The sequence below is a fragment of the uncultured Ruegeria sp. genome (assembly GCF_947500045.1).
Taxonomy (GTDB): domain Bacteria; phylum Pseudomonadota; class Alphaproteobacteria; order Rhodobacterales; family Rhodobacteraceae; genus Ruegeria.
In genome coordinates this window covers 129,666-146,646 of sequence record NZ_CANMQQ010000008.1, presented here as the reverse complement: position 1 = coordinate 146,646, position 16,981 = coordinate 129,666, and the positions used below count along the sequence as shown (strand labels likewise).

Genomic DNA, 16,981 nt, shown 5'->3' with positions numbered 1-16,981 from the left:
CCACCACGGGCACCATAAAGATCCATGACGGCCAATTGAAAGTCTACAACGGACAGATTGAAAGGGTGGCGCTATGGCCCAGACTGAAATGACAGGACGCAAGGACGACAGTGCAAAGGTGCGCATGGAATTGCTGCCCCCCGAACTTCTAACCGCTACAGCCGATATTCTTACATTCGGCGCAGAGAAGTACGACGCCCGGAATTGGGAAAAAGGCATGGAATGGGGCCGCGTCTATGGCGCGCTTCAGAGACACCTAAACGCTTGGTGGTCGGGCGTAGACACAGATGACGAAACCGGCAAATCTCACCTCCACCATGCCGCTTGTTGTGTGGCATTCCTGCTTACCTATGAGGCGCGCGGAATCGGCAAAGACGACCGCCCCTAAATACCTCCCCCTCGAACTAGCCCGGCTCTTAGTGGTCGGGCGTTCTTTTTTGCGTTTTAGGGGTGTGGCAGAAGGCGGAGGTGTCGATCCCCACTCCCATCTCTGGGAGCGCATCCGCTTCGAACGGAGCCGCAAGGCCGCTTGCGTTCGCCTTCCATGGCGGTAAGCTGAGGTATCGAACCCCACACCTTTCGGTGCCATCTCGTTTCCAACGAACGCCGGGACCTCCCCGGATAACTTACCTTGGCGGGTAGCTGAGGGCACGATCCCCAACGATTGCTCGTCAATTCGCTTTCAAAGCGATTCCTGTTCCCAACAGGTTAACTACCCTTGGCGGTGAGCAGTGGTCTCGATCCACATTCTAAGAGAAAGAACAGAACGATTAGCAGTCGCCTCCGGTCCCCGACCGGTTTACTCACCTTGTGAGTTAGAGACTGTATGATCGTTTCGTGAACATGCACCTTGACTATACGGTTGGTGCAGAAAAAGCAACCTTTAACCGTGCAATTCTTCCCCGGAATCACTATATTATCAGCATGATACGATGGCGTGAGGTTTGACAATGACTGACTTTTCTAAGCCCGGAGACGGATACGTGGCGATTGGCAAAGGCGATACCTGTCTCACGGTTTTTACAAGCCCAGGTTTTCACGAGTTCACCGTCCCAGAAAATGGCAAGTATCGCATTGAAGGTTGCGGGGCTGGTGAAGCTGGTAGCTCCAATACAGGTGGTCGGGCTGGTGAGCCATTTGTAGAAGAATTGGACTTAAACACCAATGATATTATTGAGTGCTCTGTTGGTAAAGGTCTGGTTCGCAAAGAGGGTAGCGGCGGCGGAACAAGCACAGTTGTTCGAATAGTGCGCGCTGCATGACACGGCTCAGACGGGCCAAGTATTGTAGGTGAGATATGGACGTAGAGAGATATTGGATTGTCGATTTCAAGGCATATGCGTTCGATACCGAAGAGCAGGCCCGTGAGTTTCAAGACAAGCTGATTGACGCATTCACAGCAATGCCAGAGGCAGAGGGATTCGGTGCGTCAAGCACGATACGGGAAGAAGTGGAAGCCACCACCTGAGCCATAGAACCCCACCCTATACCTCAAGGCACCCCAGTCCGTTAATTAAGCGCCGCTTGTCTATAACGAAACGGGAAATCTGAGGCACAAGCTCACTTGTGTATAACAGGTGAGCATCAAGGCACCCCCAACCTGTAGTACTGCCTAATCCCCACAGGACGCCTGCCACAGTGTGAACACCGCATACGGTTCAGTATGTCGTGGAACGTCGAATCCGGCCCCAACTTCTCAAGCAACTCACTCGGCCAAAAGTCCCGCCCCCGGTGACATAGCTTATCCTCACAGCAGACATGTACCCCGAAGTCCTTGGGAATATCGGCTATGGGTAGGGGTAGGATTTTGGTCATATCGTGCGGGTTTTCGTTACGTGTAACAGAAACTCGGGATTTTTGAGAGACGGAAAGTCAGACTAAGCTTTTGATTTTATTGGTCGGAGTGAGAGGATTCGAACCTCCGACCCCTGCCTCCCGAAGACAGTGCTCTACCAGGCTGAGCTACACTCCGACCGTGGCGGGTGATCTATACCTCGTGATTTGGATGTGCAAGAGAGATTTTGGGCTAGCCCGAATGTGAACAAATGGGTCTGAACCGGGACCGCACAAGGGTTTGGATTGGCGGCTCGAAGCACCTTCAGTTTATGTTGGATCGTTTGCATGCTGTCCCTCCATTTGGTCTAACATGGTGAGCGAAGCATATGATCCAAGTAACAATGATGTGGACGTAATTGCGAGTTATCCCAGAGGATCAGTCCGAAACAGCCGAACTTTTGTCCCGCCGTGATCTACGATCGGACCTGGGGAAAGCAACGGCAACCGCGTTGCCCGTGCAAGCCCGGGGGTGGTGGTAATTATGCCGACCCGCCATCCTTTGAAGCGGCTGGACAGTACCTTTCCTAAGCTTCCATAGAGGGAACGCAGGCGCTTTTCATCTCCGATGCGAGCGCCGTAAGGCGGATTTACAATAACGAGCCCTGCAGGCCCTTCCGGGGGCTTGATGTCACTGACAGCACGGTGCTGAAACTTGGTGATGTGATCCACATTGGCATGTCTAGCGTTCGACAGCGAAGCTTCAATAGCGCCTTCATTTCGATCTGAACCATAGAATTTCAAATCGGTTTCGCTTGGACTCGCCTGGTTGCGCAATTCTGCCCAGGCGTCTGGGTCGAACCTCGCTAAAGCCTCGAATGCGAACTTGCGTGATCTTCCCGGTTTCAAGCCAAGGGCGATCTCGGCGGCTTCGATCACGAAAGTGCCAGAGCCACACATCGGATCCAATACCGGCTCGGAACCATCAAAGCCGCATTCGCGTAGAAACATGGCGGCCATGGTTTCACGCATCGGGGCCTTGGCAACGGCTGGTTTATGGCCGCGTTTGTGCAGTGGCTCGCCGGAGCTGTCGACCGAGAGTGTACACATGTCTTTTTCGATTCGAAGCAGCACCCGTACGGGGCCATCCGATGATATTGGTGCGCCAAGCGTCTCGGAGATGGCGCGTTCAATACGTTGGCGTGCCGCGCCTGCATGATAGATACGTGATTTTCGGCTGGTTGCTTCGACCTTTATTGGAATATCGGCTCTTAGGAAGTCAGCCCAGGGAAACTTGCGTGCCCGTTTGTCCAGCTGCGCCAAATGGACGGCAGGGAAACTGCCAAGGCGAACCAGAACCTTGTTGGCACCACGCAGCTCAAGATTGGCGCGCCAAACCTCGGGCCAATCGCCACGGCAGACGATGCCGCCTGCTACTTTTTGCACACCTGAGAATCCGCGCTCGACCGCTTCGGCGAAAAGCGGAGCGTCGAGGCCGGGAGTGGCGATCAGAAATATCTCGAGATCATCGTTGCTGTTCATTTAGGCTGCTTACACCGGATGTTCTGTGGGTGCGATATGCAATTTGAGGGCAAAACCCTCTCAAATTGAAACTGAATCATAAGAATGTGAATGTCTTGCGCAATGTTGAGCGGTAACAGGTTTGCGTTTGGTCTCATCCCCGCGTAAAGGAGCCCTGATCGGAATTACGCTTGCGGATTCTGGTCGGTTTATGGTGCTTTTGCGACCCGACCGATCGGAAAACTCGTGTTATTTCTTGCCACCATTGTAAAGTGGCAAGCAGCAGGCGCAGGACAGAGGCTTGGAAGAACGTAGCAACATGCAAACTTTCAAACTAAAAAAAGGGTTGGATCTGCCGGTGGACGGCGCCCCCGAACAAAACATCCAACCGGGGCCTGAGTATTCCAGAGTTGGTGTTTTGGGAGGTGATTATCCGGGTCTGAAGCCCCGGATGCTGGTGCAGGAAGGTGACGAGGTTCAGCGCGGCACGCCGCTATTTTGTCATAAGGACGCGCCTGATGCGATGATGGTCGCGCCGCTGACCGGGAAAGTTGTCGCCATCAATCGCGGCGCACGGCGTGTTTTGCAGAGCGTCGTGCTCGAAGTATCCGATATTAACGATACAGGTGTTGATTTCTCGGGTGTTGGCGACGCTGACACTGCCGAAGGTGTCACTGCCAAGCTTTGTGCAGCCGGGCTGTGGACGGCGTTCCGGACACGGCCCTATTCGAAGATGCCCGAGCCGGGGACAAAACCAGAAGCAATTTTTGTCACTGCGATGGATAGCGATCCGCTGGCCGCCGATGCATCCGTGGTGATTGCCGATGCGCCAGAGGCTTTTGCCTTAGGGTTATCCGCCATTTCGCATCTGACCGACGGCAAGACCTATCTGTGCCACAAGGATGGTGATGCCGTTCCCGGCGCCGATCTTTCGGGGGTTGAGGCTGCGGCATTCTCGGGTCCGCACCCGTCCGGGTTGGCCGGGACACATATTCATTTTCTTGAACCACTTGCCGGCAGCAAGCAGGTCTGGACCATTGGATATCAGGATGTAATCGCCATTGGACGTCTGGTGCAAACCGGACATCTTGATCCGAACATCGTGATCGCTCTGGCTGGTCCTGGTGCAAAGCAACCGCGCTTGATCCGCACAGTCATGGGGGCCTCGACCGAGGATCTGACCCGTGATGAGGTCAATTTGGATGGAGCCGCCCGGATCATTTCGGGCTCGATTCTATCCGGGCGCCATGCCGAAGGCCCGACTGCGTATCTGGGCCGCTTTGCGCGTCAGATCACCATCATCCGCGAAGATCCCGACCAGATTCCGATGGGTTGGATTCGTCCAATGCCGTCGAAATATGCGGTGCAGCCGGTGCTGGGATCGGCCTTTGCCAAGAAACTCTATGCCTTGACCAGCAACCTGAACGGTGGCCGCCGCGCAATGGTGCCCACCGGCACGTTTGAGGAGCTGATGCCGCAGGACTACCTGCCGACGCAGTTGCTGCGCGCGCTGTTGGTGATGGACACCGACACTGCGCAGGCGCTGGGTGCGCTGGAGCTGGACGAAGAGGATCTGGGCCTTGTAGGTTTTGCCTGCCCGGCGAAATATGAATATGGGCTGGCGCTGCGCGACTGCCTGACCAAGATTGAAAAGGAGGGCTGATCCACATGGGTTTGCGCAGCTTCTTTGACCGGATCGAGCCGAACTTTACCAAGGGCGGCAAGTACGAGAAGTATTTCCCCATCTACGAGATGGTGGAAAGCTTCATCTACACTCCGAAAACCGTAACCTCCGTCGCACCGCATGCGCGTTCTTACGTGGATATGAAGCGGATCATGACCTATGTCGTGATCGCCACAATCCCCTGTATCCTATGGGGGATGTGGAACACCGGCTATCAGGCGAATTCGGCCATTGCATCGCTGGGTCCGGATGCTGCTACAGGCTGGCGGATCGCCTTGCTGCAGATGTTCGGCATTTCTCTGGACCCGTCCAGCATATTTGCCAATGTCACGCACGGACTGCTCTATTTCCTGCCGATCTATGTTGTGACGCTGGTTGCAGGCGGGATCTTTGAGGTCATCTTCGCGACAGTGAGAGGTCATGAGGTAAACGAAGGTTTCCTCGTTACCTCAATGCTTTACACGCTAATCATGCCGGCGACTACACCGCTATGGCAGGTGGCTTTGGGCATCATCTTTGGTGTTGTAATTGGTAAGGAAGTCTTTGGCGGCACCGGAAAAAACTTCCTCAACCCCGCGCTGGTTGGTCGTGCATTCCTGTATTTCGCCTATCCGGCGCAAATGTCGGGCGATGCAGTTTGGACACCGGTTGACGGATTCTCGGGCGCGACCGCTCTGGCTGTGTCCGCTGCAGAAGGGGTTCAGGCCCTGGCTGCGGAAGGTATCACTTGGTCCAGCGCGTTTTATGGCACTATTCAGGGCAGTTTCGGTGAGACATCGACTTTGGCCTGTATGATCGGTCTAGCCTTCCTACTATTGACCAAGATCGCGAACTACCGCTTGATTGTGGGATGTCTGGCGGGAACCATCGGCTTTACCCTGCTGCTAAATGTGATCGGATCGGACACCAACCCAATGTTTGCCATGCCCTGGTACTGGCACATCGTTCTGGGCGGGTATGCGTTCGGTCTTGCCTTCATGGTGACAGAACCGGTTTCGGCCAGTCACACCAATCTGGGCCGCTATGTCTATGGTGCGCTGATCGGTGTCATGGTTGTGTTGATCCGTGTGGTGAACCCGGCTTTCCCCGAAGGCATGATGCTGGCAATCCTGTTCGGTAACGTCTTTGCACCGCTGATCGACTATTTCGTCGTTCAGGCAAACATCAAACGGAGGGCGCGTCGCCATGTCTGATCCGCAATCCTCAGAACCAAAGGGCGCGATTGCCAAGTTTTTGGCGGCATCGCCAGATTCAGTTGGCAAGACGATCTTTGTCGCGGTCGCCGTTTGCTTGGTTGCATCGATGGTCGTCTCGGCTGCAGCTGTCAGCCTGCGCCCCGTGCAGGAAGCGAACAAGCTAAAAGACAAGCAGGTGAATGTTCTTCAGGTGGCGGGTGTTTATGAGCCCGGCATCAATGTGACCGAAGCCTTCGCGGCGTTTGAGCCGCATGTACTGGACCTTGCCACTGGCGAATTCGTCGACGATCAGTTCGACCCGGCCAGTTTTGATGATATCGCAGCGGCAAGTGATCCGGAACTGAGCGTTGCTTTGGATGATGACCCTGCCGGGATCGGGCGCAAGGCTAAGTATCGCGTGATCTACTTGCTGCGCGACGATGCTGGAGCTTTGGACAAGGTGATCCTGCCGCTGCACGGTTATGGCCTATGGTCTACGCTTTATGGCTTTATCGCTTTGGAGAACAACGGCAACGATATTTATGGCCTGCAATTCTATCAGCATGGCGAGACTCCGGGTCTTGGCGCCGAGGTGGACAACCCACGCTGGAAAGCGCTGTGGAACGGCAAGAAACTGCGTGACGATGCGGGCGATCTGCAAATCACGGTTGCCAAAACTCAACCAGCTGCCGGTGCCGATTTTTATGTCGATGCGCTGGCGGGTGCCACGCTGACCTCGGTTGGTGTAGATAATCTGGTGAAATTCTGGATGGGCGATGCGGGCTTTGGCCCCTTCCTGGCCAAACTGCAAGCAGGAGAGTTCTGATGTCCCAGACCATGAAAGAGCTGCTGGTCGATCCGCTGGTCGACAACAACCCGATCACTTTGCAGGTGCTGGGCATTTGTTCCGCTCTGGCCGTTACGTCATCACTTCAGGTCGCCTTTGTTATGGCGCTGGCGGTGACCTTCGTGACAGGTTTCGCATCGATGTTCATCTCGATGCTGCGCAACCAGATCCCGGGTTCGATCCGGATCATCGTGCAGATGGTGATCATCGCCTCGCTGGTGATCTTGGTGGATCAGATTCTCAAAGCCTACGCTTTCCAAATTTCGAAAACACTGTCGGTTTTCGTTGGTCTGATCATCACCAACTGTATCGTCATGGGCCGTGCCGAGGCGTTCGCGATGAAGAACCCGCCGATGGCTTCGTTCATTGACGGCGTGGGCAACGGTCTGGGCTATGGACTGATCCTGATGCTGGTCGGCTTCATCCGCGAGCTGTTTGGCTCGGGCAGCCTGTTCGGTGTGACCATCCTGCAGACGGTGAACAATGGCGGCTGGTATGTGCCAAATGGCTTGCTGTTGCTGCCGCCCTCGGCCTTCTTCGTGATTGGTCTGCTGATCTGGGCCTTCCGTACGTGGAAACCAAACCAGGTCGAAGAACGTGAATACAAAATCCAGCAGGTAGAGGCGCACTGATGGAAGGGCTTATCTCTCTGGCCGTAAAGGCCATCTTTGTCGAAAACCTGGCGCTCAGCTTCTTTCTGGGGATGTGTACCTTCATCGCCGTGTCTAAGAAGATTTCAACAGCGTTGGGTCTGGGTATATCGGTCATGGTCGTGCAGGCGATCACCGTTCCCACGAACAACCTGCTGCTCAGCTATCTGCTGAAACCGGGTGCGCTGGCTTGGGCAGGTTTTCCGGATGTGGACCTGACCTTCCTTGGCCTGATCTCGTATATCGGCGTGATTGCGGCGATGGTTCAAATCCTCGAAATGGTGCTCGATAAGTATTTCCCGCCGCTTTACAACGCACTGGGTATTTTCCTGCCGCTGATTACAGTGAATTGCGCCATTCTGGGTGGGTCTCTGTTCATGGTGGAACGCGACTATAACTTTGCCGAGGCGGCCACCTATGGCGTCTCGTCAGGCTTCGGTTGGGCGCTGGCAATTACTGCGATGGCAGGCGTGCGCGAAAAGCTGAAATACTCGGACATTCCTGACGGCCTGCAGGGGCTTGGTATCACCTTCATCACCGCGGGACTGATGGCTATGGCCTTCATGTCCTTCTCGGGCGTGAAGCTGTAGGGAGGGCGCAATGGAAACCTTTAGCCTTGGCGTTGTCCTTTTTACCCTGATTGTTCTGGCGTTGGTGGCCATCATTATGGCGGCCCGTTCCAAGTTGGTATCGACCGGCAACGTCAACATCACCATTAATGGTGAAAAAACCATTGCCGTACCTGCGGGTGGCAAGCTTCTGCAAACTCTGGCGGCCGAAAAGCTGTTTGTTCCCTCGGCGTGCGGCGGCGGTGGCACCTGCGCGCAATGCCGGGTGCGCGTGCATTCCGGCGGAGGGTCAATCCTGCCGACCGAAGAAAGCCACATAACCAAACGCGAGGCCGCCTGTGGTGACCGTCTATCGTGTCAGGTTGCGGTCAAGCAGGACATGAACATCGAAGTCCCCGAAGAGGTATTCGGTGTTAAAAAGTGGGAATGTACTGTTCGTTCAAATGAGAACGTAGCGACCTTCATTAAAGCGCTGACGCTGGACCTGCCAGAAGGTGAGGATGTGAATTTCCGCGCTGGCGGGTACATCCAGATCGAAGCACCCGTGCACCAACTCTCCTATACCGATTTTGATGTGGAAGACGAATATCGCGAGGATTGGGATCGCTTCAATCTGTGGCAGTACAAGTCTACTGTCGCGGAACCGATTGAACGCGCCTATTCGATGGCCAACTACCCGGATGAAAAGGGCATGATCATGCTGAACGTCCGCGTGGCCTCGCCGCCTCCGGGATCGGAAGGCATCCCGCCGGGTCAGATGTCTTCGTACATCTTCAATTTGAAACCGGGCGACAAGGTCACGATCTCGGGTCCGTTTGGTGAGTTCTTTGCCCGCGAGACCGAAAAAGAGATGGTCTTTATCGGCGGTGGTGCGGGTATGGCCCCGATGCGCAGTCACATCTTCGATCAGCTCAAACGCCTTGAGAACCGGAATCGAAAGATCAGCTTCTGGTACGGCGCGCGATCGAAGAAAGAGATGTTCTTCGTCGAAGACTTCGACACGCTGGCAGAAGAATTCGACAATTTCGACTGGCACGTGGCGCTATCGGATGCGCAGCCAGAGGATGACTGGAAAGGTTATACCGGCTTCATCCATAACGTGCTGTTCGAAGAGTACCTCAAGAACCATCCGGCGCCCGAGGATTGCGAATACTACATGTGTGGCCCGCCAATCATGAACCAGTCGGTCATAAACATGCTGCTGGATATGGGTGTGGATCGCGAAGACATCATGCTCGACGATTTCGGCGGATAAGTAAGTTTGATCGGCTCCAGTCTTTGAAGCCGATCTTTTTCGGCTGAGAGCTGGTCTGGCAACCGGTATTGGTTCCCCTGTTTTCGAACAAATGCCACGCCGATTGTGCCTCTGTAGGCGGCAGGACAAATGTTAACCGGATGGATCAAAAGGCTTGTCGCCCCCAAGGCCCCGTCTGATCAGGCGGTGGGTCTGTCTGCACTTGCGCCAGCGGAAAAATTCTATGCGATTGGGGATATTCACGGTAGGCTGGACCTGTTGCAGAGATTGCTTCCTGAATTGGAAGATGATTGCACATTGGTATTTGTGGGCGATTACATTGACCGAGGGGAGTGCAGCGCACAGGTGTTGCGCCAGCTACGTCATCTGGACAACAACACGGATCGCCGAACGACCTGCCTTAAAGGCAATCATGAGGATATGCTGCTTGGGTTTCTTGACGATCCAAAAAAATTTGAGCGTGTTTGGCTGCACAATGGCGGAGCTCAGACGCTGGCGTCGTTCGGCCTCGCTGATATCGATCTGTCCGAACCAGAAGCCGTGGCCACAGAACTCCGCAAGTCTATGGGTGAACCTCTGTTGGAATGGCTGTCTGATCTGCCGCTAACTTGGACGAGTGGCAATGTGACGGTTGTTCACGCCGCGCTTGATCCTTCGCAAGCGATTGACAGGCAGCACGAACGTACTTGCCTATGGGGTCACCCGCAATTCCGGAAAAAACAGCGGAAAGACGAGCAATGGGTGGTTCACGGCCACACGATCGTCGACCAGCCGCGCGTTGAGCGCAGTGTAATTTCCGTAGATACAGGTGCATTTGTTACCGATCAGCTTACAGCTGCCGAAATTTCACCTGGCTCGGTTCGATTTATTTCAACCACCTGCACTGGAATCGGGCGGATTTCGGCGTAAGCCTCTATCCGACGATCATCTGCTTCATTCTCAGGGCTTCATATTCCAGTTCTTTCAACCGGAAATGTACGACATCCCCAATGGTGATAACGCCTTGTAAGTTGCCATCACTCAGCACAGGCATGTGGCGGAACCGACCTTCGGTCATGGTTTTCAGCACGTCGTTCAAATAGTCATCGGGGCTGCAGGTCTTAACCTGGGTTGTCATCAGGTCAGCTACGGATTGCGGCAAGGTCTGACCCGGTGTTTCCGCCATACGGCGCACGATGTCACGCTCGGACAGAATGCCTTGTAGTGTTCCATTCTGATCCGTCACAACCACGGCACCAATGCGTTTTTCCCGCAGGATATCCACAACCGAATGAATCGTATCATTGGGCCGCACCGAAAAAACGGCATCCCCTTTGCCTTCCAGCAGTTTGGCAACCGTTGACTGGGTGTGTGACAGGTTGGTTTCAACAGATTGGCTGCGGGTTGCTGTTGCGGCCTTGTCGCCGCGGGTCGGGGGCTGGTAAGAGCTTGGGGCCATGGGCGGTCTCCTGTTTCACCGGTATTGTCCTTATTTTCCACCTTACCGCAGGGACCGGCCCTGTATAGGGTGCAATTTCGAAAACCGGCATAACTTGGCCACTTTACAAGGAGTTCCATGCTTGTGGGCAACCTGTATCTGACCCCGCCTATTGCCGCCTTCATTTTCTTTGCCGTCGTCGTTTGCGGTCACAATTTTCGCATGGCATGGAAACAGCAACCACAAGGGTGGCAAAAACGTGCATGGCTCTTTGGTATCCCCGCTGCTGCAGGGCTTTTTGCACTGGCGTTTTTACCGCTCAAGGTCTGAGGCCAGTTTGACTCTGAACAGGGCCGCTGGCATATGCCGGGCAATAATACGCTCAGGAGATTGCCCCATGCGCCCACTGATTGCACTGGCTTCACTGCTGATTGTCTCGGCCTGCCTGTTTGACAAAGAACCTGAAGTGCTGCGCCTGTCTGGCGAGACAATGGGCACCACTTTCAACATTACAGCAATTGGCGATGATCTGGATGAGGCTGCGCTTGGCCAAGCGGTTCAAGAGACGCTGGCGCAGGTCAATGCGCAGATGTCTAATTGGGATCCGAATTCCGAGGTTTCGACCTTTTCAGCCTCAAACAGCACAGATCCGATGCCGGTTTCAGATGAATTTGCCTTCGTGATCAAAGCCGCAAACGAGGTTCACGCAATATCTGGCGGCACGTTTGATGTCACCCTAGGCCCACTGATTGAATTATGGGGCTTTGGCCCGCGCAAACCCGAGGATCCGATTCCAGCCGACGCTGAAATCGCTGCAGCGTTGGGGCAAGTGGGTCAGGCGCGGTTGCTGACGCTTGATGACGCGGCGGGCACTCTGGCCAAGTCAGATGCAGCGGTCGGGATCAACTTGTCGGCCATTGCCAAAGGATATGGTATTGATGCAGTGGCTGCGCGGCTGCGCGAAGCTGGGATCGAAAACTATATGGTCGAGATCGGTGGCGATCTTGTGGCTATGGGTGAGAATGACAAAGGTGAAAGTTGGCGGATCGGTGTCGAAAAACCCGAGGCTAGCGCGCAGGCAATTCAATTGATCGTGCCTCTGGTCAATCTGGGTATGGCAACTTCGGGTGACTATAAGAATTTCTTCGAACAGGACGGCGTGCGGTACTCGCATATCATTGACCCGACCACCGGGCGCCCAATCACCCACACCACAACCTCTGTCACGGTATTGGCGGACAGCGCGATGATGGCGGACGCCTGGGCTACGGCGATGCTGGCACTGGGTCAGGAAAAAGGGCTGGAACTGGCCGAGGAGCATAAACTTGCTGTGTTCTTCATCTCGCGGGATGTGACAAGCGGGGAAGAAGCCTATATCACCGTACAAAGCAGCGCGTTCAAGGATGCGCTGGGGACCAACTGACCGGTAGGAACCGCTATGAGCACCTTTATTCTGGCCTTCATTCTGTTGCTTATCATCATGGTTGGGATGTCTCTGGGCGTGATGCTGATGGGCAAGACCATCAAGGGCAGCTGCGGTGGTCTGAACGCGATTTCGGGGGCCGACAAATGTGTGGTCTGTCAGAAGGATGTCGACCCGGATAGCCCTCTGCGCGACCAGTTGCAGTGCAAGCGTGCGAAAAAGATGCTGCAACAGATGGAAGGCTAGGATAACCCTCTTGGCATGAGCAAAGCCAAGAACATCCTTTTCATCATGTTCGACCAATTGCGCTGGGATTACCTCAGTTGCTACGGACATCCGCATCTTCATACGCCGAATATCGATCGTCTGGCCTCGATGGGGGTGCGCTTTACCCGCGCCTATATCCAGTCGCCGATCTGCGGAAGCTCTCGCATGTCGACCTATACTGGCCGCTATGTGCATTCTCACGGCGCGTCGTGGAATGGTATCCCGCTGAAAGTCGGCGAGATGACCATGGGCGATCACCTGCGCAAGGCGGGAATGGATTGCTGGCTGGTTGGCAAAACCCATATGAGGGCTGACGCCGAAGGTATGGCCCGGCTGGGCCTGGAACCCGATAGTCTGATCGGAGCACGGGTGGCCGAATGTGGCTTTGATGTTTTTGAACGGGACGACGGGATGCGCCCCGAGGGACCGGATGGCTTCTATGATCCCGGTGGCGCCAAGAAGTACAACGAGTATCTGAAAGACAAAGGCTATGAGAGCGACAACCCGTGGCATGACTTTGCCAATTCGGGGTTGGACGCAGACGGCAATGTGCTTTCGGGTTGGTTTCTGAAGAACTCAACCGAGGCTGCGAATATCGCCGAGGAAGACAGCGAAACGCCCTATCTGACCACCCGTGGTATCGAGTTCATGGAAAGTCACGATGGGCCATGGTGCTGCCATCTGAGCTATATCAAGCCGCATTGGCCTTATATCGTGCCGGAACCTTATGCCTCGATGTATGGTCCCGAGCATGTTTTGCCTGTGGTTCGCTCTGAGGCCGAGCGGCAGAATGCACATCCGGTGCTTAAGGCGTTCATGGACACGAAAATTGGCCAGACATTTTCGCGCCAGGATGTGCGCGAGGCTGTCATCCCGGCCTATATGGGTCTGATCAAACAAGCCGATGACCAGATGGGGCGGTTGTTTGACTGGATGGAGCAGACCGGGCGGATGCAGGACACGATGATCGTGCTAACCTCGGATCACGGTGACTTTCTGGGCGATCATTGGATGGGCGAGAAAACCTTCTTCCACGACGCATCGACCAAGATGCCATTGATCGTCTACGATCCATCGTCCGAAGCAGATAGCACGCGCGGTACCACATGTGACGCGCTGGTCGAATCCATCGATCTGGCCCCCACGTTTCTGGAGATTGCTGACGGGGAACCTGCCGGGCATATCCTTGAAGGACATTCATTGCTGCCAATCCTGCATGGTCGGGCTGACAGTACAGCGCGCAATGTGGCGATTTGTGAGTACGATTATTCTGCCTCTCCTATTGCCCAGATGCTGAATGCTTCGGTTCGGGATGCAGTTATGTTCATGGTGACGAATGAGAAATGGAAGTTGATCCATTGTGAGGGGGGCTATCGCCCGCTTTTATTCGACCTCGAAAATGATCCGAACGAACTGACCGATCTAGGCGAAAGCGCTGAGCATGGGGACGTCATTGCCGAAATGTATGAGCACCTGTTCACCTGGACGCGGCGCCAATCGCAACGCACCACTCGGTCCGAGGAACAGTTGCTGAATATGCGCGGCTCTAGCGGTGGAAAGGGAGTGGTGGTCGGGATCTATGACGAAAACGATGTGCCGCTTGAGCTGACCGTAAAATATCGCAACCGCAAGGCGCGGCCATTTGGGGACTACAAGTCAGATTAATTCTATCCCTGTAGCCCCAAAAGACGGTTCAACCTTGTGCGAGCAAGGGGTAGAAGACGACAACGCCGCCGCAATCGGAGAGCTTTCATGACTGCCCCCAAACCTGTTGTTCTGTGTATTCTTGATGGTTGGGGCCTGTCCGATAACACCAAGGCGAACGCGCCGCATCTGGCCAACACGCCCACATTTGATGCGATCATGGCCGAAGGCCCCCATGCGCAATTGATCACGCACGGGCCCGATGTGGGTCTGCCGAGCGGACAGATGGGCAATTCCGAGGTCGGTCACACCAATATTGGGGCAGGGCGCGTGGTTGCGATGGATTTGGGGCAGATCGATCTGGCGATCGAAGACGGCACTTTCTTCGCCAATCCAGCGCTGCAGGAGTTCATCTCCAAGGTGAAGGCGGCAGGCGGGACAGCCCACCTGATGGGGCTGGTATCGGATGGCGGTGTACACGGGCATCTTGATCATATCGTAGCCGCCGCCAAGGCCGTCACCGACGCGGGTGTCCCGGTGGCAATGCACGCCATTACCGATGGACGTGATGTGGCCCCGAAGTCAGCCTTCACCTATATCGCAGAGCTGGAAGACCGTTTGCCTGAAGGTGCGAAAATCGTCACCGTTTGCGGTCGGTACTTTGCTATGGACCGCGACAATCGCTGGGAACGGGTGTCTGAGGCCTATGACGCCATGGTCAAGGGGCAGGGGCGTATCGTGTACTCAGCGCATGAGGCCGTGGATCATGCCTATAACCAATCCGAGACCGATGAGTTTATCGCGCCCACGGTGCTTGCCGGATACGTAGGCATGCAGGATGGCGACGGGTTGTTCTGCCTAAACTTCCGTGCCGACCGTGCCCGCGAAATTCTACGCGCCGTTGGAGAACCCGGTTTTGAAGAGTTCGACACAGGCCCACGCCCGCCGCTGTCGGCGCTGCTTGGCATGGTCGCGTATTCCGATGACCACGATGGGTATATGACGACCGTGTTTCCCAAACGCGAGATCGTGAACACCTTGGGTGAATGGGTCGCAAAACAGGGTCTGCGCCAGTTTCGGCTGGCCGAGACCGAGAAATACCCGCACGTCACCTTCTTCCTGAATGGCGGCAAAGAACAGCCCGAAGGGGGTGAAGATCGTTTCATGCCCAAATCGCCTAAAGTGGCGACGTATGACCTTCAGCCTGAGATGTCTTCGTCCGAGGTGACCGAAAAATTTGTTGAGGCGATTCATGCAGGCTATGACCTGATCATCACCAACTATGCAAACCCCGACATGGTCGGCCATACTGGCGACCTGCAGGCTGCGATTGATGCCTGCGAAGCCGTTGATCAAGGTTTGGCAAAGGTGGTTGCCGCCCTGAAACAGGTCGGGGGCGCGATGATCGTGACTGCAGATCACGGAAATTGTGAAATGATGATCGATCCGGAAACAGGTGGTCCGCATACGGCGCATACATTGAATCCGGTCCCGGTTGTACTGGTTGGAGGCCCCGTGGGCGCAGGCCTGCGCAATGGGCGGTTGGCTGATCTCGCGCCGACGCTGCTGCAACTGATGGAGCTACCGAAGCCCGTTGAAATGACTGGGGAAAGCCTGCTGACATGAGGTTGGGTTCGATCCTCGCTGCGGTATTGATTTGGTCGACGACTGTCGGCGCCCAAAACAGCCCGTCAACGGCGGCGCTGGAAGCAGCCGGGATGCTGGAGGAAGCATCAATTGCATTGACCGAGGCCGACAGTGCCCGCGACCGCGTCAAGGCCCTGACCGGAACGATACAGGCCTATGAGGCCGGTTTGACCGCCATGCGGGACGGCCTGCGCCGTGCGGCACTGCGCGAGGCGCAATTGTCTGCGGAATTGCAAGTGAGAGAGCAGGAAGTGGCGCAGCTGCTGGGTGTATTGCAGACCATCGAAACCACCGCACCACCAGTGTTGATGCTGCACCCTTCCGGCCCATTGGGGGCCGCACGCACCGGTATGATGTTGTCCGAGGTCACGCCCGGTCTGAACGCCAAAGCTCAGGCTCTTGCCAGTGATTTGCAAGAAGTGCAGACGCTGCGGCAGCTTCAGCAGAGCGCGGCCAATACGCTGACGGAAGGTTTGACTGGCGTGCAGGATGCCCGCACGCGGCTGAGCGAGGCTATTGCGGATCGCACCGATCTGCCGCGCCGGTTCGTCGAAGACCCAGTTCGTACCGCAATCCTGATATCTTCGACAGAAACTCTGGACGGGTTTGCCAGTGGACTGTCCGAGATATCCGATGGCGAAATTGAAGACACCAGTGCGGATGTCTCGGACCTTAAAGGTCAGATCACACTCCCTGTTCAGGGTATTTTGCTTCATCGGGCAGGAGAAACGGATGCCGCGGGGGTAACACGCGCCGGTCTCGTGCTGGGAACTCGGCCCCGTGCCTTGGTAACGTCACCCACTGCAGCAACGATCCGCTACCGTGGGCCCTTGCTGAATCTGGGAAATCTGGTGATCCTCGAGCCACAACCCGGGCTGCTCTTCGTATTTTCGGGCTTGCAAGAGGTGTATGGCAAGACCGGTGAGGTGATTCCCGAGGGCACTCCGGTCGGTTTGATGCCAGGCGAAACACCGGAAATCGGCGCTATTATGTCAACAAGCGGTGATGGCACTGGAACTGACCGGTCAGAAACGCTCTATATAGAGGTAAGAGAAGACAACAGCCCAGTGGACCCGGAATCATGGTTCCGGACGGACAAGGATGGATAA

General features: G+C 55.5%; 18 protein-coding genes and 1 tRNA gene. 16 read left to right on the top strand and 3 right to left on the bottom strand.

Going from position 1 to position 16,981, the window contains the following annotated elements; translation table 11 throughout:
• The first annotated feature begins 73 nt into the window (after positions 1–73).
• From Q1B46_RS14485 to Q1B46_RS14475, 3 genes are all read left to right on the top strand, one after another.
• Positions 74–388 (top strand): dATP/dGTP diphosphohydrolase domain-containing protein, encoded by a 315-nt coding sequence (locus Q1B46_RS14485; protein WP_299949058.1) that lies wholly within the window; start codon positions 74–76, stop codon positions 386–388.
• Positions 389–950: 562 nt separating this feature from the next.
• Positions 951–1,262, top strand: coding sequence for a hypothetical protein (locus tag Q1B46_RS14480; protein WP_299949057.1), 312 nt, complete (start codon positions 951–953; stop codon positions 1,260–1,262).
• A 35-nt stretch (positions 1,263–1,297) separates the two neighbouring features.
• Positions 1,298–1,468, top strand: coding sequence for a hypothetical protein (locus tag Q1B46_RS14475; RefSeq protein ID WP_299949056.1), 171 nt, complete (start codon positions 1,298–1,300; stop codon positions 1,466–1,468).
• A gap of 427 nt (positions 1,469–1,895) precedes the next feature.
• Here the strand turns inward: Q1B46_RS14475 and Q1B46_RS14470 are convergent.
• Together Q1B46_RS14470 and Q1B46_RS14465 are read right to left on the bottom strand one after the other, a co-directional pair.
• Positions 1,896–1,972, bottom strand: a tRNA-Pro gene (locus Q1B46_RS14470).
• A gap of 227 nt (positions 1,973–2,199) precedes the next feature.
• Complete coding sequence (locus tag Q1B46_RS14465; RefSeq protein ID WP_299949055.1) at positions 2,200–3,315, bottom strand: class I SAM-dependent RNA methyltransferase; 1,116 nt, start codon at positions 3,313–3,315, stop codon at positions 2,200–2,202.
• A gap of 298 nt (positions 3,316–3,613) precedes the next feature.
• Between Q1B46_RS14465 and Q1B46_RS14460 the strand changes: the two genes are divergently transcribed.
• The 7 genes from Q1B46_RS14460 to Q1B46_RS14430 all read left to right on the top strand — a co-directional run bounded on the left by Q1B46_RS14460 (position 3,614) and on the right by Q1B46_RS14430 (position 10,383).
• A complete protein-coding gene (locus Q1B46_RS14460) occupies positions 3,614–4,957 on the top strand; it encodes a Na(+)-translocating NADH-quinone reductase subunit A (RefSeq protein ID WP_299949054.1) in 1,344 nt (447 codons plus the stop codon).
• 5 nt (positions 4,958–4,962) lie between these two features.
• Positions 4,963–6,171: an NADH:ubiquinone reductase (Na(+)-transporting) subunit B gene (locus tag Q1B46_RS14455; RefSeq protein WP_299949053.1), complete on the top strand. Its 1,209-nt coding sequence runs from the start codon at positions 4,963–4,965 to the stop codon at positions 6,169–6,171.
• A complete protein-coding gene (locus Q1B46_RS14450) occupies positions 6,164–6,979 on the top strand; it encodes a Na(+)-translocating NADH-quinone reductase subunit C (RefSeq protein ID WP_299949052.1) in 816 nt (271 codons plus the stop codon). Before Q1B46_RS14455 ends, Q1B46_RS14450 begins: the two co-directional genes overlap by 8 nt.
• Positions 6,979–7,632 carry an NADH:ubiquinone reductase (Na(+)-transporting) subunit D gene (locus tag Q1B46_RS14445; RefSeq protein ID WP_299949051.1) on the top strand — a complete coding sequence of 218 codons (654 nt, stop codon included), beginning with the start codon at positions 6,979–6,981 and terminating at the stop codon, positions 7,630–7,632. The genes Q1B46_RS14450 and Q1B46_RS14445 overlap by 1 nt, the downstream gene beginning before the upstream one ends.
• Positions 7,632–8,240, top strand: a complete 609-nt coding sequence (gene nqrE, locus Q1B46_RS14440; protein WP_058272100.1) for an NADH:ubiquinone reductase (Na(+)-transporting) subunit E — start codon at positions 7,632–7,634, stop codon at positions 8,238–8,240. The genes Q1B46_RS14445 and nqrE overlap by 1 nt, the downstream gene beginning before the upstream one ends.
• Before the next feature lie 10 nt (positions 8,241–8,250).
• A complete protein-coding gene (gene nqrF, locus Q1B46_RS14435) occupies positions 8,251–9,474 on the top strand; it encodes an NADH:ubiquinone reductase (Na(+)-transporting) subunit F (RefSeq protein WP_299665296.1) in 1,224 nt (407 codons plus the stop codon).
• Positions 9,475–9,603: 129 nt separating this feature from the next.
• Positions 9,604–10,383, top strand: a complete 780-nt coding sequence (locus Q1B46_RS14430; RefSeq protein WP_299949050.1) for a metallophosphoesterase — start codon at positions 9,604–9,606, stop codon at positions 10,381–10,383.
• A 4-nt stretch (positions 10,384–10,387) separates the two neighbouring features.
• On the opposite strand, the gene Q1B46_RS14425 is transcribed toward Q1B46_RS14430, so the two are convergent.
• On the bottom strand, positions 10,388–10,912 hold the full coding sequence (locus tag Q1B46_RS14425) for a CBS domain-containing protein (protein ID WP_299949049.1): 525 nt from the start codon (positions 10,910–10,912) through the stop codon (positions 10,388–10,390).
• A 117-nt stretch (positions 10,913–11,029) separates the two neighbouring features.
• On the opposite strand from Q1B46_RS14425, the gene Q1B46_RS14420 reads away from it, so the two are divergent.
• The 6 genes from Q1B46_RS14420 (at position 11,030) to Q1B46_RS14395 (ending at position 16,981) form a co-directional block, all read left to right on the top strand.
• On the top strand, positions 11,030–11,221 hold the full coding sequence (locus Q1B46_RS14420) for a hypothetical protein (RefSeq protein WP_299949048.1): 192 nt from the start codon (positions 11,030–11,032) through the stop codon (positions 11,219–11,221).
• Positions 11,222–11,288: 67 nt separating this feature from the next.
• The gene (locus tag Q1B46_RS14415) at positions 11,289–12,314 is read left to right on the top strand and encodes an FAD:protein FMN transferase (protein WP_299949047.1); all 1,026 of its coding nucleotides are present in this window, start codon (positions 11,289–11,291) and stop codon (positions 12,312–12,314) included.
• 15 nt (positions 12,315–12,329) lie between these two features.
• Positions 12,330–12,560, top strand: coding sequence for a (Na+)-NQR maturation NqrM (nqrM, locus tag Q1B46_RS14410; RefSeq protein ID WP_299665282.1), 231 nt, complete (start codon positions 12,330–12,332; stop codon positions 12,558–12,560).
• 15 nt (positions 12,561–12,575) lie between these two features.
• The gene (locus Q1B46_RS14405) at positions 12,576–14,246 is read left to right on the top strand and encodes a sulfatase-like hydrolase/transferase (RefSeq protein ID WP_299949046.1); all 1,671 of its coding nucleotides are present in this window, start codon (positions 12,576–12,578) and stop codon (positions 14,244–14,246) included.
• An 87-nt stretch (positions 14,247–14,333) separates the two neighbouring features.
• On the top strand, positions 14,334–15,851 hold the full coding sequence (gpmI, locus tag Q1B46_RS14400; RefSeq protein ID WP_299949045.1) for a 2,3-bisphosphoglycerate-independent phosphoglycerate mutase: 1,518 nt from the start codon (positions 14,334–14,336) through the stop codon (positions 15,849–15,851).
• Positions 15,848–16,981: a peptidase M23 gene (locus Q1B46_RS14395; protein ID WP_299949044.1), complete on the top strand. Its 1,134-nt coding sequence runs from the start codon at positions 15,848–15,850 to the stop codon at positions 16,979–16,981. Before gpmI ends, Q1B46_RS14395 begins: the two co-directional genes overlap by 4 nt.